The organism is Vibrio sp., assembly GCF_050299255.1.
Classification (GTDB): domain Bacteria; phylum Pseudomonadota; class Gammaproteobacteria; order Enterobacterales; family Vibrionaceae; genus Vibrio.
Genome location: NZ_JBNKVP010000047.1, coordinates 1 through 21,412, shown reverse-complemented (window position 1 = coordinate 21,412; position 21,412 = coordinate 1). Strand labels below are relative to the sequence as shown.

At 45.8% G+C, this 21,412-nt stretch carries 25 protein-coding genes; 7 read left to right on the top strand and 18 right to left on the bottom strand.

Features of this window, described 5'->3' with window-relative positions; all coding sequences use genetic code 11:
* Window positions 1-155: 155 nt before the first annotated feature.
* Window positions 156-1,463, bottom strand: a complete 1,308-nt coding sequence (locus tag ACQY6F_RS12850) for a hypothetical protein (protein WP_428774899.1) — start codon at window positions 1,461-1,463, stop codon at window positions 156-158.
* Window positions 1,464-1,643: 180 nt separating this feature from the next.
* On the opposite strand from ACQY6F_RS12850, the gene ACQY6F_RS12845 reads away from it, so the two are divergent.
* Window positions 1,644-2,198, top strand: coding sequence for a hypothetical protein (locus ACQY6F_RS12845; protein ID WP_428774898.1), 555 nt, complete (start codon window positions 1,644-1,646; stop codon window positions 2,196-2,198).
* Between the two features lie 56 nt (window positions 2,199-2,254).
* On the opposite strand, the gene ACQY6F_RS12840 is transcribed toward ACQY6F_RS12845, so the two are convergent.
* The 9 genes from ACQY6F_RS12840 to ACQY6F_RS12800 all read right to left on the bottom strand — a co-directional run bounded on the left by ACQY6F_RS12840 (window position 2,255) and on the right by ACQY6F_RS12800 (window position 7,769).
* The gene (locus ACQY6F_RS12840; RefSeq protein WP_428774896.1) at window positions 2,255-2,698 is read right to left on the bottom strand and encodes a hypothetical protein; all 444 of its coding nucleotides are present in this window, start codon (window positions 2,696-2,698) and stop codon (window positions 2,255-2,257) included.
* 90 nt (window positions 2,699-2,788) lie between these two features.
* On the bottom strand, window positions 2,789-2,929 hold the full coding sequence (locus ACQY6F_RS12835) for a hypothetical protein (protein WP_428774895.1): 141 nt from the start codon (window positions 2,927-2,929) through the stop codon (window positions 2,789-2,791).
* 141 nt (window positions 2,930-3,070) lie between these two features.
* Window positions 3,071-4,027, bottom strand: a complete 957-nt coding sequence (locus ACQY6F_RS12830; RefSeq protein WP_428774893.1) for a phosphoadenosine phosphosulfate reductase family protein — start codon at window positions 4,025-4,027, stop codon at window positions 3,071-3,073.
* A gap of 67 nt (window positions 4,028-4,094) precedes the next feature.
* A complete protein-coding gene (locus tag ACQY6F_RS12825; RefSeq protein WP_428774891.1) occupies window positions 4,095-4,451 on the bottom strand; it encodes a hypothetical protein in 357 nt (118 codons plus the stop codon).
* A 211-nt stretch (window positions 4,452-4,662) separates the two neighbouring features.
* Window positions 4,663-5,118 (bottom strand): hypothetical protein, encoded by a 456-nt coding sequence (locus ACQY6F_RS12820; RefSeq protein WP_428774890.1) that lies wholly within the window; start codon window positions 5,116-5,118, stop codon window positions 4,663-4,665.
* Window positions 5,119-5,154: 36 nt separating this feature from the next.
* Window positions 5,155-5,691 (bottom strand): hypothetical protein, encoded by a 537-nt coding sequence (locus ACQY6F_RS12815; protein WP_428774889.1) that lies wholly within the window; start codon window positions 5,689-5,691, stop codon window positions 5,155-5,157.
* A 192-nt stretch (window positions 5,692-5,883) separates the two neighbouring features.
* Complete coding sequence (locus ACQY6F_RS12810) at window positions 5,884-6,360, bottom strand: hypothetical protein (RefSeq protein ID WP_428774887.1); 477 nt, start codon at window positions 6,358-6,360, stop codon at window positions 5,884-5,886.
* A 187-nt stretch (window positions 6,361-6,547) separates the two neighbouring features.
* On the bottom strand, window positions 6,548-7,429 hold the full coding sequence (locus ACQY6F_RS12805; RefSeq protein WP_428774885.1) for a prepilin peptidase: 882 nt from the start codon (window positions 7,427-7,429) through the stop codon (window positions 6,548-6,550).
* Entirely contained in the window at window positions 7,404-7,769 is a 366-nt protein-coding gene (locus ACQY6F_RS12800) for a hypothetical protein (protein ID WP_428774884.1), read from the bottom strand. The genes ACQY6F_RS12805 and ACQY6F_RS12800 overlap by 26 nt, the downstream gene beginning before the upstream one ends.
* Window positions 7,770-8,796: 1,027 nt before the next feature.
* On the opposite strand from ACQY6F_RS12800, the gene ACQY6F_RS12795 reads away from it, so the two are divergent.
* The 5 genes from ACQY6F_RS12795 to ACQY6F_RS12775 all read left to right on the top strand — a co-directional run bounded on the left by ACQY6F_RS12795 (window position 8,797) and on the right by ACQY6F_RS12775 (window position 14,016).
* A complete protein-coding gene (locus tag ACQY6F_RS12795; protein WP_428774882.1) occupies window positions 8,797-9,876 on the top strand; it encodes a DNA mismatch repair protein in 1,080 nt (359 codons plus the stop codon).
* Complete coding sequence (locus ACQY6F_RS12790) at window positions 9,863-10,909, top strand: AAA family ATPase (RefSeq protein WP_428774881.1); 1,047 nt, start codon at window positions 9,863-9,865, stop codon at window positions 10,907-10,909. The genes ACQY6F_RS12795 and ACQY6F_RS12790 overlap by 14 nt, the downstream gene beginning before the upstream one ends.
* A 290-nt stretch (window positions 10,910-11,199) precedes the next feature.
* Window positions 11,200-13,320, top strand: coding sequence for an ATP-dependent DNA helicase DinG (gene dinG / locus ACQY6F_RS12785; protein ID WP_428774879.1), 2,121 nt, complete (start codon window positions 11,200-11,202; stop codon window positions 13,318-13,320).
* Window positions 13,301-13,654: a hypothetical protein gene (locus ACQY6F_RS12780; RefSeq protein WP_428774878.1), complete on the top strand. Its 354-nt coding sequence runs from the start codon at window positions 13,301-13,303 to the stop codon at window positions 13,652-13,654. The genes dinG and ACQY6F_RS12780 overlap by 20 nt, the downstream gene beginning before the upstream one ends.
* Before the next feature lie 32 nt (window positions 13,655-13,686).
* Window positions 13,687-14,016: a hypothetical protein gene (locus ACQY6F_RS12775; RefSeq protein WP_428774877.1), complete on the top strand. Its 330-nt coding sequence runs from the start codon at window positions 13,687-13,689 to the stop codon at window positions 14,014-14,016.
* A gap of 62 nt (window positions 14,017-14,078) precedes the next feature.
* On the opposite strand, the gene ACQY6F_RS12770 is transcribed toward ACQY6F_RS12775, so the two are convergent.
* Both ACQY6F_RS12770 and ACQY6F_RS12765 read right to left on the bottom strand, forming a co-directional pair.
* Window positions 14,079-14,960 carry a DNA replication terminus site-binding protein gene (locus tag ACQY6F_RS12770; protein WP_428774876.1) on the bottom strand — a complete coding sequence of 294 codons (882 nt, stop codon included), beginning with the start codon at window positions 14,958-14,960 and terminating at the stop codon, window positions 14,079-14,081.
* A 120-nt stretch (window positions 14,961-15,080) separates the two neighbouring features.
* A complete protein-coding gene (locus ACQY6F_RS12765; RefSeq protein WP_428774875.1) occupies window positions 15,081-16,484 on the bottom strand; it encodes a trypsin-like serine protease in 1,404 nt (467 codons plus the stop codon).
* A gap of 554 nt (window positions 16,485-17,038) precedes the next feature.
* Here ACQY6F_RS12765 and ACQY6F_RS12760 point away from each other — a divergent pair.
* A complete protein-coding gene (locus ACQY6F_RS12760; protein WP_428774874.1) occupies window positions 17,039-17,365 on the top strand; it encodes a hypothetical protein in 327 nt (108 codons plus the stop codon).
* Here the strand turns inward: ACQY6F_RS12760 and ACQY6F_RS12755 are convergent.
* The 6 genes from ACQY6F_RS12755 to ACQY6F_RS12730 all read right to left on the bottom strand — a co-directional run.
* Window positions 17,362-18,120, bottom strand: a complete 759-nt coding sequence (locus ACQY6F_RS12755) for a PRTRC system ThiF family protein (RefSeq protein ID WP_428774872.1) — start codon at window positions 18,118-18,120, stop codon at window positions 17,362-17,364. The two genes, ACQY6F_RS12760 and ACQY6F_RS12755, sit on opposite strands and share 4 nt — an antisense overlap.
* Window positions 18,121-18,130: 10 nt before the next feature.
* A complete protein-coding gene (locus ACQY6F_RS12750) occupies window positions 18,131-18,817 on the bottom strand; it encodes a hypothetical protein (protein ID WP_428774871.1) in 687 nt (228 codons plus the stop codon).
* 231 nt (window positions 18,818-19,048) lie between these two features.
* Window positions 19,049-20,290, bottom strand: a complete 1,242-nt coding sequence (locus tag ACQY6F_RS12745; protein WP_428774870.1) for a hypothetical protein — start codon at window positions 20,288-20,290, stop codon at window positions 19,049-19,051.
* A 48-nt stretch (window positions 20,291-20,338) separates the two neighbouring features.
* Window positions 20,339-20,554 carry a hypothetical protein gene (locus tag ACQY6F_RS12740; RefSeq protein WP_428774869.1) on the bottom strand — a complete coding sequence of 72 codons (216 nt, stop codon included), beginning with the start codon at window positions 20,552-20,554 and terminating at the stop codon, window positions 20,339-20,341.
* A 15-nt stretch (window positions 20,555-20,569) separates the two neighbouring features.
* The gene (locus ACQY6F_RS12735) at window positions 20,570-20,899 is read right to left on the bottom strand and encodes a hypothetical protein (RefSeq protein ID WP_428774867.1); all 330 of its coding nucleotides are present in this window, start codon (window positions 20,897-20,899) and stop codon (window positions 20,570-20,572) included.
* Between the two features lie 85 nt (window positions 20,900-20,984).
* Window positions 20,985-21,412 (bottom strand): hypothetical protein (locus ACQY6F_RS12730; protein WP_428774865.1); only part of this gene is annotated, 428 nt, incomplete at its 5' end.

Genomic DNA, 21,412 nt, shown 5'->3' with positions numbered 1-21,412 from the left:
ACCTTTGGTATTTACTGTCAAAATCGTCATCACCGGAAATAACAATTTACGTATGCTATACAATAACATGCAGCATTGTTCGGGTTGTACTTTTTTGTGATTTTGCTTCAAAACGCCAGGTAACTGCCTCCAGATGCGGAGGCAGCAGCTGAGGTTTAAAGCACTAAGTCAGCAAGTGAATATTCACTGTTTTTATAGAGTGTCTTATCTCCCGCCTGGCCGGAGATGACGTATTTGACGGCAAAGCCATAGTTTGTCTTGGTTCGCTTTACGTCTGCTTTAGTTTGGCGTGGGAAATTCAGAGCGCTTCTCACTATGTTAAATTTTCGAATCAATAGTTTGTCTTGATCTAACAATTCAGCATTAGGCGGAAGATCAATGCCCAGTCCAGAACGAGTCGTAATTTGGCCGTTGTAGTACAACGATACGCTCTTGATAGTGATGAACTCACTGGTCTTGCTACTTAGCCCAATTCGTCCACCGCGCATAGTCAAATGCAAGTCTCTGTTCTGCATATCGAACTGCTGGGGATACACATTGTTGTAGTCCCGGCTAACTACATCCATTTCAACATTGCCTCTGGCCTGCTGTGTATCCAAATCAACTGCGAAAGCCTCCGGGCAGTAAACATTAAGGTGGTAGTCATAAGCTTTTGTGGGCGATGAACATACGACCTTAAGTTGACTGTATTTTTGTGCAGAGTTCGTTAAGCTGGCTTGCTTTGCAGACATTACATTCAAAAACAACTCTTGGGCGTTTTTGGCCTGAACTTGTTTCAGGGTTGTGTTCGTTGGTTTTCTCACCCCAACATAATCACTTAATCGCAATGTTGAGTCTTTATACAAACCTGAGCGATCGTTTAATTCAATCTTCACAGTGTCGCGCCAACTTGACCATGCCGCATGATTCGCGTCTTGCATCACCTTTATTTCTGAGTCCCATTCAGTCAGAGCTTCGTCTGATTTGCTGAGAACTGATTTATCTAGGGCACTAGCAGCTTCTCTCACTGCTTTGTTAAAGGACTTCTCGTCAAACTCGATATCATAGCTTGAGCCAGCCAATGAGAGGCCAAACGTGAATGGTGAAATTAACGTTCGCATCACCAGATTCGCTTCGTCGTAGTTTGATTCCAAGAATTTATCTTCGGAAGCCAGATTTCCACAGCCTTGTATTCTTGTACGACCTTCTTTTTTAAAGTACATCCCAGTACCACAGTACTTACTCTCAATATCCCAGGCCGGAGCACCGGTTTGAAGATTCACCCAAGACCCAGATCCCAATTGTTCCGGATTAACAACAAATTCGGTAAATCGATAGCCTGCTGGCGTCTTGGTAAGGTTAGCGTATACAACGTTAGCACTTGGCAGGACTGGTACAAATCCCACTTGTTCTGGTGCACTTGAGCAGCCGCCTAACGCTGCCATAGCAGCCGCCAAGACAAAGTGTTTTCCATTAATTCGCATTATGTTTTTTCCTAACTTACTGATGAACAGAATTAGTTTATTCGCAGTTTTAGGATTGGAAGCGTATGGGGGAACTTTTTCTCCGGCGGTGGCGACGATTATTACCCTTCCTGAGCTGGGGAATTTCAATCAGGATTTGACTGATATAATGAGCATTATTTAAGGGAAATTGGAGTACGGATGTCATCAGATCTAAGAAATGCGCTCATTAGTGGTCAGAGCAAACAGTCCTTAAAGAAAGCGTGTCGTCAACGTAGAAGAATAAAGAACAAAATAATTAATCTTGACCTTGTTCAAGACGAAATATTCGTACGGATAGCTACCAAGTTCAATCGTTTATTTCAAGATCAGATGATTAGCATTGAAGTATATGGATACACTCAACATCGAGGCTTGGTGAAATTAGGTGAGCAATTTTACGCTGAGAAGAATTGCCAAGATTTAGGTCAGTGTTTGTGTATTTTGTGTGCAAGAGTAATCTACAAATGGATGCTTCAGGATAGGCGGGTGCGGTTGGAGATAAATGGTTTCACTGGCCTGTTGGCCGAAGAACTATTGAAGTCATTTTTTCAAATTGATGCTATCGAAATTGGTAGTAGCTGTTATAAAAAACAAGAAACCAAATTCTTGCAACTTACAGTGGATGACGGAGGAGAACTCCGAGAGAACAGTTATTTAGTCCCATTGAGAGCTCTTGAAAGCATTCATTGGCCCTATCTAGCTTCAAACCAATAAAAAAACGTGGACAAGCCACGTTTTTGGGTAACAGCTAGCAGTCGTGCAAGTTGGCACTACTGCAATATCGCTGAAATCAAATTGTTCAATGCATCACCAACACTCAAAGCAAAGCCTATTAGTACGAAGCGCCATTCCGCGCGTACTGCCCGGTCTGGATGAGCCCAATACCATTTGGCCATGTCAAAAACATTAGCTCGACGCATGATTAGTGAGGCCGGTTGTTTAAAGCGGATACCCAGCTCATCAACACCATCGTAATCAATGGCAAGTGATGATTTGGTTAGGCCTTTTAAACTGCTGCCCCCCATGCAATAACGCAGCACCCAATGATTATTATCTTGATTACTGATTATCACAGGTGTCCGGCGACGATACTTTGTCCCCGTTTTCCCAATCATTCGATTGTTCAGACGAACGATCAGTAATGAAGTACCACAATCCCTATCCGGAAGTGCAATCGCCTGATCAAATTCATCTGGTTTTTGTCGGTTAAACATACGGTGTCTCCTTTGTATTTCCTTTCGGAAGTAAGCCGCCCCAAAATGCAGGGGCGGCGTATACCAAATCGCTGCCAACGGCGACGACAATTAGCTGGATGGCGCTTGAAGCTCCATTGAACGCAGTACCAAAAAACCTTGTTCTAATGCCGTAAGCTTTTCAAACTCAGCTCTGACAGAGGAACTAAAACCGTCCATCATCGTTTGACGATGTTGGTTGATTTGGCTCATGTGGTTGTTCTTCCAACGTGTGCATTGATTACATACACCCAGGTAAAGTGATTGGTTCTCGTTGTTATCAAAATCCTTTTGACAGCAAATGCAGGTTTTTAACATTGTGGTATCTCCTTGTAGAATGTCCTTTCGAACGATTTAAAATATATCCATCTCAAACTGACCAAGCTGCAATTCATGTTCAAACTGCTGATAGACTTCTGAATTAACAACATCAAAATCTATCTCAGAATCGAACTTAAATGCCTCACAGCTCTCCGTACATGATCCAGAATCGAAGTGCTTAGCACTTCTCATCTTGTTAAGTATCTCGGCTTCGGAAAAATCTTCATACATCGTGGCTATACCTTCCAAGCTTAAATAGCCTCGATACATCACTGTTTTATCGAAGTTTTCCTTTTGTCGAACCCGTTTATCGTTAATGTGATACAACCATTGTCGATAAAACCCAGGGTTTCGTTTCACTGCCAAAGCGATTTTTAGGGCGCTCTTTTTGACACAGAAAAGACAATTTCCAGATTCCTCTGATAAGTCCAGATCGAACTCCTGATGCTTCCACCACTGAAGAATATCTGGCTTCTCTACGTGAAGTAGGTCTGCCAAATATTTGATACCTGGTTTCGGTTTCAGGCGGTCAGGTTCGTCACTCCGGATACCGAGCCAGCTCACGTAGTTACCTCGCCCGATGGTGTCGTTACAGTAGTGTTCGATGACGTCTTTCTTCATTCGTTCACTGCAATAGGGGCCGAGTGCCGTCATTGTTCCGTACTTAACCATCATCGACGTTAAAGGTTCAAAGGGTTCCATTGCCGGCGTCATCAGATCGCTCGGCTGAAATACTTCATACCCGTTGCCGCAGTTAAGTGTCGGATTGACTTTGGCACGTAAGACAACTAGATTTATCCCCCAAAATTTCACTATATTTCTCAAGAAAACATACGTTTGAGGATGCTCTCCGCCAGTGTCTGCAAAAATATATCTGACGTCCCAGCCGAACTCTTTTCGAGCTCGTTCCATAAGCCAAACCAAAAATGCAGAGGTTCGTCCTCCAGAAAATGACACGACATGTACTAGCTTTTTCAAGTTACCTTGCATGTGAATTACTCCTTTTGAACTGCCCTTTCGAGCGGTATGGGCCTGACAATTGCCAGGCCGGTTAAAGTTATTTAGGCTGCTCCGAATTGATCTCGTTTAATTCCCCAGTGATCCAAATCGTGCCTTCTTCCACCACTATCGCGATGGACAAAGCACACTCAGCTTTATCTTGGATACCCATTGAGTTGAGCGGTACTTCAAATTCGCGTTCCAAGAATCGACAAAGTTTGCTGTCGTATTCCCGGTCTGTGAATCCACCGACAAACTCTCCGTCCCAATACTCCGCATCTTCTTTGGGGAACTGATCGTCGGGTAGCGGAATAGCTTGTTTTTTGTGTCTGCTAAGCAAAATCGCGTATTTGGTTTGAGCTTCCGTAGTGGACAGACTCAACACATCAACTTCTTCGATCAGTAACACAAACATACGTTTCCTCCTTTGATAGAACCTTTCGGGTCAGTTAGTTAGATGTGCCGCACCGAACTATTCGGTGTCACCCAAGCGGCGGTGACGTTTTTGCCATAGGCAAAAATTCTTACTGGTCTATGTTGGGCGTAGAGCAGTAAAAACTTGGTTGATGGATGTGAGGGGTGACGAACTACCAACTCACAAGGAGTTGATAGTGTCGTCAGGGTGTTTACTTTAGTTGAACAGCGATGACCGGTTCATTCGATGCCAAGAAATGTAATTGCCTGTCGAGTGATTTCATTTGGGTACTATCTATCAATGAAATGTCCTCTCGTTGCAGTAGCAACTGATTACCTTCCTCTACGGAGTCTACGACCGCGGCGATTTGAAAAATATCGCCTGTGTAAACCTGAACATAAAGCTGGGTAAATGGTCTGTCTACCGTGTCTAAATCTCCCAGTCCAATCAGAACTGAATCGTATAGACACCCCAAGACATGCACATTTTCAGCACCGGGCATACCTCCAATATCCATCAAGCAACATGGCTCATCGGATAGTGTTAATGAAGACGAGGTATCAGCAACATTGGATTGCTCACCGTTCGTCGCCATTTCTGTTATCTGATAAAGCTTATCTTCAAACATTTTCAGGTAGCGAAAACCATTCTCTGTTTCAAATTTCATAGTGGTGTTTTCCTTTCGTCTTCCCTTTCGGGCAAATCAATATTGATGTGGGTTAAGCTCCGTAGCTGGATAGTTTGAATAACTACCAGGTTTGGAGGAAATTTTGAGCTTTATGTCCGTCTCTACTTTTTTCTCAATCAGGCGTCCAGCTTCGATATGATCATTGATAGAAGTTTTTACCCCGCCAATGGTCAACTCAATGCAGTAGTCCTTAAATAAAACTTCACCTGGTTTGAAGCCAATCAACGATGCGACATGATCATCCATATCCACCGCACAGGCGTACTTAAATCCTTCGGCGTCAACAAAGTAACTACCAATGAATAATGTTATGCCCAATTGATCGCGTTGCAGGCTGGTCAGGTTTTGGTAAGTCTCAACATCATTCGCCAGGAAGTGTCTTGATAGCCAATCCCAAACGTTGATGCTGTTCCCTACTTCAGTACCGAAACCGCCATTACCGTCGTAGTAGGTCAGTTTTGTTGGACTATCGTTAGGACTGAGTAAATAACAATCACAAGTAGATAAACACTGAATTGCTTCCTGAGTATCACAGGTCATAAAACCAAACATAGTTTATTCCTTTTCCTAATGTATGTTCTTTCGAACTGATGAGATGTTGCCGCTCCGAATCAGGTTGTTGTCATCTTCGCGGCGCTAACGTTTTACTCCTTGGCTATTTTTTATGTCAAACTAGATCCACAAAACCCGAAAGCATGGTGCCCCCAGGGTTTTGAATGATTTTTGACGTGGATGGTTCCCCTTCTAGAAACGGTAGTTTTTCAAGGACATCAGCCAATCAGCTTGATGTTCAACTGCTACTAACATTTGAGGTCCAAGATCAATGTTTGCTGCCGGGCGTGTATTCGAACCCGTTGTATCCGATTTCCGGTAGGTCTGAACACAGCTAAGCACAATATGAGTCCAATCATCACTTCCAGCCAATTCAATCGACTCCTGTTCGGAATAGCCTGAATCGAGATAGAAGCGCTTGGCTTGTTCATATAGAACTGGATCAAAAATGCCGATTGCGTTACCAACTTTTACAACCTGATCACCATAAAGGCAGTCAGCTTTCGCTTTATAGTGGTAACCAACAGCTAGAAGAAAAAATAGTGGCCAAAGTTTCTGAAACATATTGATTTTTCCTTTAATGATGCCCTTTCGGACGAGATAGACTAAGTAAGATGTACCGTTTGCCGCACTATGCGGTGTCATTGAAACGGTCATGACGTTTTGCACGAGGCAAATCTTCATTGGAAGCGTGTTTCTTACAATGAAGACTCATGGATGGTTTCTAAGTGGAGTGGTCACAGAACTGTGAGGGTAGCAAACGATCGTTAATATAGCATTTTTTCAAGATGTTGCACCAGTTTAGCAGTGCTATTTGAAACATGGGGCAGGTTGATGCCACCGCCCCATGTTCGAATTAAATGAGTAAGCCAAGTGGAGGAATCGCGCAAACTAAGATCGCTGGCGCCAAAGGGACCTGCCCTGTCGCAACACCTTTAAAGCGGTTCCAACCCATCGAGATCATTATTGCTGCGAGTAAGATCCACAAAACCATCTGAACTCCTGTTGGCATTGCTATGACAGCTAACAATTTTATATCACCCCCTCCGATACCAATTGTCCCCTTAAACCGCAGCAGAGCGTAATTCAGCGCTTCTATCAGCAGAAATACGATAGCGGCTGAGACAATAGCGTCAGTAAGCGATATATCAACCGAGAGTACCCCAGTGTCGATTCCAACCACCCCAATCACGAACAAGAACAGATTAAGTTCATTTGGGATCATCATATGCTTTAGATCGATGATCGAGATAGTGACAAACGTAGCTAACGATAGGGAAACGAGTAAAAGCTTAAAAGCATCTGGAATAAACCAAGCTATCAACGCAAAGATAATGGCCAGCATCAACTCCAAAGTCACATACTGTGCGCTAATCGGCTTTCCACAATAAGCGCATTTGCCCCTTAAAATCAGCCAACTGAGTATCGGAATATTATGGTACCAATTGATCTTATGATCACAACAGGGAGCATAAGAGAAGCCTGCCATCGATATTCCAGTTAACTGAGATCGAAGTTTTGGACCTGGTATTAACAGAGGAAAGGCCTCTGCAGCTTCCAGTAATGTCCTTTCATCATTGATTTTAGGTAACCGATAGATCACGACACTGAGAAAACTTCCAACACCCGCACCAAATACCAAAAACAGTAGTGTTCGATAGCTATCTGATTCCAGTGCACTATCTAACAAAATCTGTGACAACTCTATCGCATTAACTAACCTGTCTAATAGATCCATTGTCATCCATTTCCTGTATCAGACTCTTAATCGATGGATCACCAGATTTCCGCCATCGCTTTAGAACGTAACCTTGTTTGATCATTGCGATGATCAACCGTGTGCTTTGCTCTGTGAGTGCAATTCGATTGATCCATTTATTCGTTTCAATTAACCCCAAGCGTACCTCTGGTGAAGGGTCTAGGATATAAGCTTGGGGAGCAAACTTCGTCCTGGCGATCAAAGCTCGAACATCAGGATGTGTGTGGAATTTATACTCCTTAATGTTTTCTTCACGACTTATCTCATTTTTAATTTCTTCAAGTTGTTCACTTGGTAATGGTTTCAGCATTCTTTTCATCTCTAATTGACCAGCCAGTGCCAAACATATATACCCAGCACCGCTAGTAGTTTATCTTTGTACAAACCAGTTGGTTCATACCCAGTGACAAAACAGTTCTTGTCTAAGTCAGCTTAGAGTTGGTTTTGGAAATGCAAGTTTGGAGTAAGAACCTCACACGGCGAACAGAGTGATAATCGGCTTCGATTATTACTTTGTTCGTTGTGCACACCAGCGAGCTGATCGCGCAGTGTAGATCTTATGATCCTTACGGATCTAAAGATCTTATTTCTTAGGGATGGCTCGAAAATATGGTGATCGGACTTCAAAATATCGTGATCGACCTACCAACTATAGCAATCGAACTTCACAATATAGTGATTGAACTACGAAATATCGCAATTGAACTACAACACCTATAGTAATCGGACTACAGTCACGTTTTTCATATAGTTATCGGCCTACAATGCATCAGAATGCTATCGTAATCTGACTACAAGTGGTATCGTATTTGGACTACGAGGGGTATCGTGATCGAACTAATTGGATATCGCGTTCGGACTACTAAGGTATCGTTATCGAACTACACGGTATGGTAATCGAACTACAGGATTACGGTATTCGACATGCGCCCTTATAGTAATCGGACTACATCAATATGGTGATTGACCGAAATTGCTATAGTAATCGACCTGCACTGTTCAGTGTTTGAGCTGTGTGGGTATAGTATTTGAACTACAAAAATATAGTAATTGACAGGCTATGGTATCGTTATCGAGCTACACAGCTATAGTGATTGAACTACAGTGGGTATCGCATTCGACAGACTGAAACAGTCTAATTACTTGATTTGCATGTTCTAACTTGATTGAGGCAGCGTGCGCGTTGACTAGATCACGTTTTTTGATTTTTTTTGCAGTCGCAAGTACCAAATGGTGCCATTCAGAGTAAACCATTCTTGAATGGTAAGTCGCTTCTGTGCTCTAGCCGGGTGCTATGGGTGGTTTACCCTAGAATTAACAACAATTATGTATGGGTTAGGTATGTTATGTCACTAGATAACGAAGAGGTTGTTAACGACATTGATCATGAAACAGGTAAAGAAATTCAGATCACTGAAGAGTCTAAAAGGCCGAATAACTTTATCTCATCTCTACTCTATTCCCGGTTGACGGTGTTCCACCCGTCTACGCGTCCCACCAGCTACATGATCAAAAAGCTGACTGAGGTCGCCAAAAAGGGCGGAACAGATCCTAATCAACCTTTAGAAAGATCTTATGTGAGTAGCTATGGTAAAGACTTTCAGATTGATCTGCATGTTGATTACCTGCTGCAGCCTCATCGCGATTTACTGGATACGTTACTCGCCCATGCCACCACAATTACGTTGGATGACGAATCGTATCAGTCCGGCAGACATTTAAGGTGGTCGGATGTGTTTCGCACCATTGAAGACGGCCATGGTATCAAAACTGGCTCCGGTCCGTCAGACGAGCTGGATATTATCACCGACCGTTCCGCGATAGTGCTCTCTATGAGCATGTATGAATTGGCGCAACGAATGGGAATGAGGCCTCACCGCTCCGTATATCAACAAATCGAGCGCCGGATTTATCAGCTTTACTCCAGTTTCCTATCAGTCGGGGAGTTGGACGACAACGGAAGCGTAACTAGTCGCGCCATGCTCCGATTTATCCAAGATTTCCGCTTGTTCTACGATGCGTCCAAGAACAAGAATGGCCGTTCTGACGGCACGGTGGCCAACCATGTCTTTGTCATTCCAGATCGAAGCTTGTTGAAATCCATCAAAGAGCATGGTTACTTCTTGCGTTTAGAGCAGATCTTGATGAGTAACTACAGCAAGCCAGGCGTCCGTAGCTTCATCAAGTACATGACAACGCATAAGGCCAGTTACATTAATGGTAAAAAACTGGATTGGTTAGTTGATAAGTATATTGAATCCATCCCGAGCCCGGTGAGCAGGTCATTTAAATATGACCTTATATCAAACCTGTTGGCCTTGGCGCGACAAATCGAAACTGATTTTAAAGTTCAGTTCAAAACCCATAACAACGTAACTAAAATCTACCCCGTTGGTAATGTAGAAAACTTTGATGAAACAGCTTAATCCCAGCTCATTTGGGCAACTTAAAAACATTCACGATAACGCTGAGGAACTGCCAGATTTTACCTTGTTTGGCCTGTTAAAAGGTCACGTTGGCATGTTAATCGCCGCGCCTGACATTGGTAAATCTCATTTGGCCCTTAGCCTGGCCATCGAACATGCCAGCTCAATGTCTATTTTGGGTCTGACAGCACGGCCCTACCCTGCCAAAACTCTCATCATTAGTAGTGAGGATTCTCAAGCAATCCTGGCCCAGCGGATCAGCCAAAAATCATTGCATCTTGATGCCACTTGTTTGGATGAATTGGATGAGCATCTTTCTTTCCTCACCGATATACCGGCTTTGGTTATTCCTCCCGAAAGCCCAGCTTCAGAGCATCAACGACATCAGGCTTACATTGATGAGTTGGTGGAACTCATGTCTCAGTTCGATCTTGTTATCGTCGATACCGTTACTGAGGCAATTGGCTCATGTGACGAGGTTAAACACGACCGACTCATTAAGAATACGTTTTCCAAGCTTGCGAAAGATAGCGGTGCATCGATGCTGCTGGTCCATCATGTCAATAAGGATGAAATCCGGGGCACCCAAAAAATTACCATGGCTTCAGGGGCTGGATTGACATCTGTTATGCGTCTGGCGAAGTTCTACGCATCGCTACAAATGACGAAAAACAACCTGACCTTACAATGGCATAAATCAAACTACATGACTGAAGAAGAGCGCCGGACTAGAACTTTAGTTTGGCGTAACGAGATGCTCTGGTCTGAAGACAAAGTTAATGGTTCAGTGCGTGTAGAAGCTTCAGTAGCTGAGCATGAGATGACTCAAGAGCCAGAAGTAGAAACGGCACCTCAAAGAAGAGCTAAGGCCAATCAAACAAATCGCAACCAGGCAAAGGCAAATGAAAAGAATTCTGCCTCTAATGCTGGACTAAAGACTCGGCGGAGAAACTTCGTACCAGAAGAACCACCTGAAATATTTTTATCAGGGGTTGATAAAAACGATGACGAAGATATGAGAGGGACGTTGTAACTGTTCCTTTAAACAAAAAACCGCCATACGGCGGTTTTTTTGTGCTTGCCTAAAGGAGGGCTGCATAAGAACTTTATTCACACCACTATGTTGGACGGGCTCGATATCTGCGTCAATATCAAATTGAGCGGCTTCTTAAGACAGGTCATGAATTGATTCTATCTAGAATTAATGAGTTACCTTCGAGAGATTCTAATTTTGACTGTAGCGAAATCTTTTCCCCTCCCCCACTTGCATTTAAATTTTGCCTGTTAGCCTAACGATATGCCCGGTTCTTTAAGGATGAGTAGGTGAATACAGACAAGATTGTTGTGGCGATTAAAAAGACGTTGGCTGCGCTCAGTGAATCCAGTGCCCAGTACCGCCGTCGAGAGTCGCAACTTAAGATGATTAATGATATCCGCCAGATTCTGCAATCTGAGACGCCGGTGGCCGTTTGTGAGGCAGGTACGGGTGTTGGTAAAACCCTGGCGTACTTGCTAGCGGTAGTGCCAACTGCAAAAGCGGCCAACAAAACTGTCGTCGTGAGTACTGCTACCGTGGCACTGCAGGAGCAAATTATACAAAAGGATTTACCGCTGTTTCAGACTGTCTATCCCGAACCGGTGACGTTTGCCCTGCTGAAAGGGAAAGGCCGATATGTGTGTGAACACAAATTGATGCAAGCGTTGGCCTTTATGCAAAGCAATCAGCAGAATCTCGACTTCGATTGGGATGCCGCGGTTCTAACCGTGAAACCGGAAGACGCGGATATTTCGACGATAGAAGCAATGGCCATGGCTTTACGAGCTGGAGAATGGGACGGCGACCGTGATGCCTGGAGCGGGAATAAGCTTACGGATGAAGTCTGGAGCTCGATAGCGAGTGATCAATACAGTTGTAAGCACAGCAGTCCGTCCCATGCCCGGTGTCCATACCATGCTGCTCGGGCTCAGTTGCAGCATGTAGATGTTGTGGTGGCAAATCATGCCCTGGTCGCGGCAGATTTTGCTCTCGGTGGCGGCGTTCTGTTGCCAAGTGTTGAAGAGGCTATCTATGTGTTCGATGAGGCGCACCAGTTACCTGAGGTTGTGCGAGATGCATCCGCCGCCGGTATCAATCTCGATGGCGTACTCAACGTTTTAAGCAGTCTTGAAAGAGTCTGCCAGAGTCAAAAGCTGACCCGGGCGTTCGGTGATTCGACCTCCTCCTCTGCATCTAAAGAGTTGGTCGACTTAGTGCAACCATTTATCGAAGACTTGGAGCGGCTCAAGACCTGGTGCCAATCGCAGGCCATGAATTGGTCTGATGGCCAGAAATACTATCGATTTGAATCAGGACGCCTGCCGAAGTCATTTGAAACGCTGACCCGCAACGTGGAAAGCAGCGGTAGTCGTCTAGTGAAATGCCTGAAGAATACGCGTGAGGCATTGGGTGAGTTGGTAAATGATGCAAATAGCTTGGTTCTGGCGTCAGCTGAACAAGCATTGAGTGACATCGGTTTCTATCTTAACCGTATCTCGGCCGTGCTGAGCGGTATCAAACTGCTCAACGTGGAAAGAGACGTCGGTATACCGCCAGCAAAATGGATAGATATCGATCCACTCACGGACAAAGTTTTGCTGGGCGCTAGTGAAGTGTGTGTCGGCGAGTCTCTGCGTTCGATGTTGTGGGAAAACCACAGTGGCGTTGTACTGACGTCGGCCACGTTGAGGAGTCTGGGGTCGTTTCACTCATTCGCTCAGTCGGTTGGACTGGACTACGAAGGTTCGGCATTTTTCCGGCGCTATGCGTCGCCCTTTGATTATCCAACTCAGGCTGTGTTGATGACCCCGTTGGTACCGTTCGAGCCCAACAAGGCCGAATTTACTGTGTGGTTGAAAGCCCATTTGATGGATTATATCGCCGGACAGAAATCCACCTTGGTACTGTTTACGAGCCGAAAACAAATGCAGGAGGTGCGCAGCGCAATAGAAAGCCGGTGCACCAGCAATGGAATTTTGCTGCAGTGCCAGGGCGATGCACCTCGAAATGAAGTGATTGGAAATCATCAGCAAGCACTTGCGAAGGGGTTGAGTTCGGCTCTGTTTGGTCTTGCGTCATTTTCCGAGGGTTTGGACTTGAAAGGCCCTTTACTGGAGAACCTGATAGTTATCCGGCTGCCTTTTGAAATGCCTGACTCGCCTATTGCTGCTGCACATAGCGAGTACGAATCTCGATGCGGTCGTCGACCTTTTGAGAGTCTTGCTCTGCCTCATGCCAGTCGTGCGCTGATTCAAAGTGTTGGGCGGCTGATTCGTTCAGAGCAAGACACGGGCCGTTGCGTGATATTGGACCGGAGAATTGTCACCAAACCGTATGGTTATGATCTGTTGTCCGCGTTGCCGCCGTTTACACGAAAAGAGTTTGAACATGAAAAATTATCCAAATAAAACCAAGGTAACCGAGAAATCGTTTAAAGGCATGCGTTCTAAGTCGTCGCTTTGTGCCGGCTATGTGGAGTTTGTTCTTTTTGACAATTTTCATAAGCAGATTCTTATGCTCGGAGGTACCCAGTTTGATTCAGTGGAAGAAATGGGTAAGGCCTGGAAAGCGATGGAAATCTTTTCCGGGTCAACAGAATTCAGTGCCGACTTTCGCGATGCGAACGGCGAGCTGGTTGCCACGGTCCCGATTAGCGCCGAAACCATCGTTAAAATTCTGGGTGTGACTATCGATACCTTAATTGCGACGGCTAGGAAGATTGCTGTCATGAAAAAACACTAGTTCTGGAATAGGTTCAAGGAGGTAGCAAAAAAATGGCAAAACTGAACATTCCTAAAATTATCGTGATTGTTGGCCATAACGTAGCGCTGCTCGTGCAAGCCACGTTCGTTTTTCCGTGGATTTACAACCATGAATCTATCAACGTTTGGCTAATGCCTGTGGCTATGTTTGCGGCATTGATGATTATGGCCACGCCCATCTTAGGTTCGGTGGCTGTCCTGCTGTTGGTCAAATTCGGGATTGATGCGCCATCTGCTTATATGAGCTGGACACCCATCTTGAGCCTGGCCTTGGTGTTTGTAATGGCACTACGGTATGGCGACCGAGCATTTGGTAAACCGCGGATCTCTGTGCGCAGATAGTTGCTACATTCATTTGCTCGCACTGCAGTGAAGAAAGCCACCTTCTGGTGGCTTTTTACTTTTTAGGTGGACAAGGACATGTCCCCTACCCTGTACACTAAACAGGTACCTGGAAACAGCGTCTTGTATCCTTTCAAATTACGATGTTCGTTGGCCGACTGCGTATAAGGACCCAGAGCAGTAAAACTGATGGGTTCTGAGTGACTGGTCAACACGATAAGCGGCGAGTGTACTTTTTTTGGGGTAAAGCACGCCTTGTCGTTGACGATGTGGCGATAAACCAGCTGGGGATGCACTCTCACATTGGTTGATTTGAAGACGGCAGTTACGCTCTCTATCCGTTGCCGGTTCTGTTCTCTTAGCCGATCACTGACCCCTTTGTAGTAACTGTCAATAAACTGCAATGCCTGGTCGGTTGATAGTTTTTTTAGGCTCTTTTGCTCTTCGCACCAGGACAACGATACGGAACTGGTATCAAACGGCGCCAACGGAATGCGGCGCATCATAGTCTGAAATAAGATATCCGGGAACAACGCTTTTGTAAGTCGACTGCGGCGACGTGAAACAGGCTCGTAGTCGTTTAACTTACTGACCAGCTCTTTACGTAACAAGGTGGAATCGCTCACCCGCTCAGCGACAGCATCATACTGGCGTTTGGTTGCTGAGAGCTGGATGATCCCCGCAAAACGTTTAGGCAGGTTATGGTTGTACTGAAACACTTGTTGAGGTTCGACGGCCTGACGAAGTGCAAAGTCCACGGAAACGGACTGGCCGATTGGCTGAATAACAGCGGGTAGATCGGCATCTCGTGCAAACTGAGGTACTTCCTGAACGCAAAGCTGAACACATGGCATCTGGCGCAACACCGATTGCAACTGCGTGTTGCTATGTTCAATCTGACGAAAAATCGACCGCAACGAGTCGATTTGCTCAAAGGTTGCCATGCGATGCTCCTGCCTGTTGTTCCATACAGTGGTAGTGTAAGATGGCGCTGGCTTTTTGTACAATGAAAAAGCCCCGAAAAACGGGGCAATTATTTATTTATCTCTTTGAAATATTTATCTTTAGCTGGTTTGTTTACGGAATCGGTAGAGTCCCATCAGACCAAACAGAGATAGGAAACCGAATGAACCACCGCCAGATTCACCCTCGCCACTTCCGGTATTACCAGTGTTTCCAGAATTGTTATCGGTTTCGCCATCAGGTTCTTCCGGAACTACGATTTCTTCTTGTATGGTCAGAGTCACTGGGATCACCGTACCATCGGTGTTGCTTATGTTCAGTGATGCCGCAGCATCGGCGTCCTGTCCAGTAATCGTCAGGGTGATTTCACAAGCCTGCAAAGGTTTCAACGTCTGTTCACAGCCGCTAATCGAGAAATTGTCGGTATCGCCAGTGAGGTACGGTGTCAGCGTTTCGTCTTGGTCTGTCAGGTTCTGAATCGCAAACGTGTGGTCAAAGCTAAACTCGACAGGCGCTTTGGTGAACATAAAACCCAGCGATTTAGGGGCAGTGACGGCATCAATTTGAGCGGCGATGTTCGGAAGATACCAGCCAAAGTGGGTCAATTGAACCCAGTCATATAGCACTGATACACGTTTGGCGGCTGCAATAACTTTGTTGGGTTCCAGTTCAAGTGGAGTGCCCGAATCACCACTGGACGGGGTGGCAGACAGTGTGGTTGGGTACATCATTAATAGGTCAAAAACCATGTAAGTACACAAACTGGAGGCGTCGTTGGCACAAGTATCATTTGTGTTATTTACCAGTGGACTGTTCGGATTGTATTGTGAATCTCGGGTATTAATCTGGATGTCCGCTTGTTGCATGGAAGCCGGAGTTCGATTCGTTTCATCATGCCCCCAACCACGGAAACTAAGGGTAGTTCCATCAGAAACATTAAACGTGTCCAAATTGGTGTCGTACAATGGCTCGATACTGGCGTGATTTTGCTGCGTCACCGACTCACTTAGTTTCAGCAATGCAATATCATGGTGAAAGCCAGACAACATCCAATCATGCGTATATACAAAGTCGTGCTGCGACCAATCTGCATCAGGCAATAATCGTTTGATAGCCGCAACTTCTTCATCCGCGGCGTTATGCAGACTGCTGAAATCTCCCATGATCTCTAGCACGCGGTAAGTCGTCGTTGTTTGCTTGGGGGCGTTGTATTCCACCCCTTGATAGATAGTGATGTTGTCGGATGCGCCATTGTCAATTGACCATTTGTAGCTTCCATAACCTAACCATTCCCATTCCCCAACACAATGCGCCGCCGTCAGAATGTACTCCCCCGCGACCAGCAAGCCACCACAAGTGGATGTGCGGCTCTCGGCATCTGAAACCTCAAACCGCACGATGTAATCGCGGTAGTCACTGGCTTCAACGTCCGTTCCTAAACGTACCGCTTGCGCGGAAAATGTCGCTGCCAGTCCGGTCAGCCCCAACACCATTACCTTTTTCATTATTTCATTCCTTAACTTGAATCGACAACCCATACATTACTGCCCTTTTTCATAATGCAATGGCTGATTTGGCACTAGTTTATTGGACTTAGTATGCGATGGTGCAAAAAAGGTCTAAATAGTGAGATTTGGTTCGCAATCAGTACGTTAGTTGGACGTTACGAGCGTGTCACTAGCAAAAAGAACATTACCAGCACCATGAGAATGAATCCTAGTTGGAAAAGTCGGTTGAGATAGCTCAATGCACACCCAAGCAGCATTGATAGAAGTGTTCTAATCACGTTAACTCCGAAAATGAAAGTTGTGAAATTCGCAAATTTATCAGTAACGAATCTATTTATTGCACAATACGTTAACCCCGGTTGTGTAATCAATCGCCGCCCCACTTATCCACCGTTCTACTAACTGATTTTGTGCATAAAGTGCCAGCCGCCGTTTCGCTGCCGTTGGCGACGTCAGAGAGAAATATTGTGTTGTTTAGAACCATTTTGAGTAGCTCACAATAAACTAACCAAGCTGTTCGTGGGACAATCTACCAAAAGAGTAAGAACTATATGGAACAACAACCGACCTACACTTACATTGCCCGAAGTATTGAATCTTTGTGGGATTTTATTGATAGCGACTTCTCCAGAACCTTTCCTTGTGAGGTTTACTGCTCTTTCAATAGCGGAGAAATGATACTCCACGATCTGGTGCGGATTCGGCGTAAAACCGTCATTGCAGAAGTTCGGTTCCTGGATAAAAAACGCTGGCAACGAGATTCTAATGATGCCTTAACCGCGACTGACTCAAAGTGCCACTTCCGCTTAACCAACGAGTCGGCGGCAGCGAACAAGGCTCCTGCCGCCTCGCTGCCTTTCACTGCTGAATCGGTTTAATGCACTTGTTCAGGTGAGGTCGGTTCATACCCGAACACCTGCCACTCACCAACGCGAATTGGATCGACATGGAGAGACTGACAGTCGAAATACGCACCGTGTACCTCAAGTTCCCCGTTCCTCAACAAGTTCCACAAAATCTGTGCACCTAGCCTAGCGGCAAACTGGTTCACTCCCAATTGCTGTCGAGTAATGCTTTCATCGGCGCTGCACGATTTCATATCTGCGTCCTCATCGGACAACTGGCTGTAGTCGTACAAGTCGCAGATATTCGGCAGCAACTTGTCAGCAAGGGTTAGCTCGCCGCAAACTATCTGGCCACTAGTGGCATCATTCCCCATGTCTAGCCATAGCTGAGTTCGATGTGTGGCGTTACGGCTAATTTCGAATCGAGTGGAGGGACGGTCAAGCGCGGTAATGATCAAATCAAATCCAGCGAGTTGGGCGTTACTTTCCAAATGTCCCTCAGCCCTCCAATTTTTGCCGTACAAATTATTGGCTGTCCAAACGGTTGCCTCGGCTTTGTTGTGCCCTACCTGTGAGGGAAAGAAAGACTGACGCGCAATATTTGCCTCGGTAACGTTCCTGCCGTCAAACAGAGTAACGGATAGACCGCTGTTGGCATCCAACGCTCGTAGGCAGGTATCCAGTTGGATCAATTCTTTGGCCATAGCCGACCCTGTACCGCCGACTCCAATCAACGCTACATTCAAGGTTTGGCCAATCAATCGGAGTGGTAAACGATAGCTACTCATAGTCCCGCCCTTATGCAGTTTGAATGAATTTGTTTAATGACCCTATTGGCGCAAGCTCACTGAGCTTTATGCGATCTGTGTGTTTGGTTTTCATCCATTTGAAATACTGTGACTGAGACAGTTTTTTGTGTGCTCTTAATGCGCCACTAAAGTTTAAATGGGTTTTGGTCGAGTTAAGGTACGTTTCGGCAATCTGATCAATATTATTGGTCACAGGTAAGCTACAAGAGCCAAGACAGATATTGCCGCTTTCATACACATTCGGTAATGGAGCGTGATAGACGGTATCGCTCAGGCTCGGCCTTTTTCGATTCGGTGCTACACACACGGCCAATCGGCCATTTTCCAATTTGAAGATCAACTTTGGCCACTTAATCGGCTTGGTAAAAGAATGCTTGTTGTGGCGGTAATACAGGGGCTGAGTTGCGGCTGGCTGATACGTCCACACCAATTTACTGGCGGTTTTCACCAAAATGCGGTCATCAATCAGCTCAACGGTATTGTCCTGAGTGGTTAACTTTTCAATCAGTTCTTGCGGGTCAATTACGATGGGCGTACCAATCTGGCCATTCTTTAGCGGAATGGACGAGACAAAGGTTTCTTTACCGTTGTACTGTTCAAGCAAGAACAGTAGCTGAGTGCATTGTTGAGAGTGGTTTGAGTTGTCTCGATCTATGGTGGGCTGTTCGAAAAGCATCGGTGTTCTCCTGTGTTGGCGTTCTAGTAAAGGATATGGCCAACGAGGAAAATGCAAGGGATTTAGACGCGAAATTATGCCAAGCGGTAATGTACATAAGTACATGAATATAATAGTGAAATAGAAAAGTCCTGCGCGCAGGACTGCCAACTTTTTTGTATCCGTGTGCGGCGGTTTTGTGGAATAAATCGCAACACAGGTTTGGCATTGTGTTGCTCGGTTTAGGGATGGTTAAAGGATAGTGGTTTTGCTTGGCGTGATGCCATTTTCCTTTAGCCAAGTAGCGACAAATTCACTTTCGTAGCCAATTGAGCATAGCGCATCAAACAGCATGATCAGGTTCCGGTTGTAGCCAATGGCGGTTAAGGTGTCCAGTGCCACTTCTGGCTCAAGGTGAAGTCTTGACTGACTTTCTTCGTAATAGTAGTCCGGTTGCTGATTGATGGCTTGTTCTACTGAATCCGAGTCTGTCCAAAAGTGGAGAGGATAGCTGTGAGATTGCAGCGAAAAACAGTCCGTAGGCAATGGGGTAAACTGCTTATCAAACCATTCGCTCAAATACGTGCTCGCCGTATTGCTGCCTGAACTCGTTTCATAAATCGACAGCATCTCTGATATTACCTCCGTCATGGACTCTTTAGTTTCTTCGTCGTCCTCCCCCATCCAGCAGCATTCTTCCATGTAGCCCCGTTCTACAGCCAGCGCCCAAAGCGCATCAACATCCTTGAGTTCACCCAACTTGTCACCGATGTAATCAGCTAACTGGTAAAACTCTGGCACTCGGTCAAAAATCGCCTCAGGGTCGGCAATGATCAACGCATGGTTCGATTGACGGTGAATGACATTAACTACCGATTCATACAAGTTGGTGTCTCTGGCAGTTGAACGAAACCGTGCCGTGTTCATAAACAATGCCGGTTCGTTCGAGCACAGTGATAGATAGAGTTTATCGTCACAGTCGAAGTTCGTTTCTGTGGTGCCGTTGACGCCGATTTCCAGGCTGCCCATATCGCATTTCAGTGCGGCGTTGAAATGAGCGACCAATTGCTGACGGTCAAAGGTGTGGCCATGTTGTTCTAACAGGGCGATAAGATCTTGTTGTGCGTTGTCTGTTTTGGCTTTGATAGCCGCTTCGACTTGCTGCTCCAACCGCTGAGTCAGTAGCGACAAAAAGTCCGATAAATTCGTTTCCTCGGTTTGGTCAAACAGGCGGTCTAGCTCTAGCTGTAGGCCGAGTTGGTCAGCCAGCGCCATCAAGGCGCAGAACTGCGCCTCGTTGAAATGGTGACAGAAGATAGCCTCTGAGGAGGTTCCACCTGTTAATTTGACTTGTTTGGCAACTGCTTTAAGAAGTTCAACTTGCTGGCGGTCAGTGCCAAAGCATGGGTCGGGCTGGCGCTCAACGCCTTGCGGCTGCAAATGAATGGCTGCTGTTGTTGGGACTGCTCTGTGTTGACTTGTTGCGTGTACCATTGCTGCGCTCTCTCTTTGACGTTCATGGCGAACTACCTGTTTGAATGATTAGCCGTTGGTCTTAGCTGGCAGTAGCTGGATTTCATACAACACGCTGCCGTCCTCCTGCACGATACCATCGGATTCGAATACGGTGGTGTGGCGTACCTGTGGGTGGCTTTTTGCCAGTATTTCAAACGACTGAGCAAAAGGCAGTGCAGAACATGGGTCGGTAATTCGGGCAGCTCCGATTTTCCAGATACGCTGTACTTGTTGATTCGTCATAGCCAATTCTCCCTGTTACAGACCAAATTCCGACATTAAATCATCTTCAAAACCGTTCACCTCGTTTTGCTGCGGTGTTGGTTCTGGCGCAGTCGTGGCATCAGATACGGCCTCAGTGGGTGCGGTGGCTTGAGTCGCTAGAGTTAAATTGGATGAAACCACTGGACTAGAATGCGCTGCGCAGTAGGTTTTGACTTCCTGCTCGGCATGGGCAATTCGGTCTGGTGTGAAAGTCAGAGCCAGTGGGGTTTTGCCCTCGGCAAAAATGGCGAGGTTGATTTGGCCATTCTCGGCGGTGGTCAACGTCAGTGATGCTTTATTCAGTTGGGCGAGTGCAGATAACATAACGATTTCTCCTTGTTTAGATAGGTTCAGCATATCGGGGATAATCAGAATGCAAGCCCTGCCGTGACCTGCATTCTGTCAAACGTTAGAAGTTGTATTTCTGCTCTTTAATGGCCGCTTGATAGTAAGTCGGTGCGAACTGTGACCAGTCGAAGTTAAAGTCCAGAATGGCTTTCACGGCATCATCGGTTTTCTGATTCAGCAGTGCTGTGTAGGCTTTTTCACCTTTGGCCTCACTGTAGGCTTTGGCAAAACCAGACTGTTCAAGAGCTTGCTGGCGAATGGCCTTAGTCATAGTCGCTAGACGTTCTTTAGTCGGTGTCCAAGCCGTGACCGCCGCAGACGAAAATTCAGGAATGTGCTTTTCAGCGGCACGGATTAAAGTCCGTTCCATGTTGAGCGAGTCACGCTGAACATTGCGTGTCATGTTAGTGATGGTCTGCATCATCATTTGTTCCAGCTCCTGTGGCTCTTTCTCCATGAACTTAATGATGTTTTGTTCAACGTTCTCCC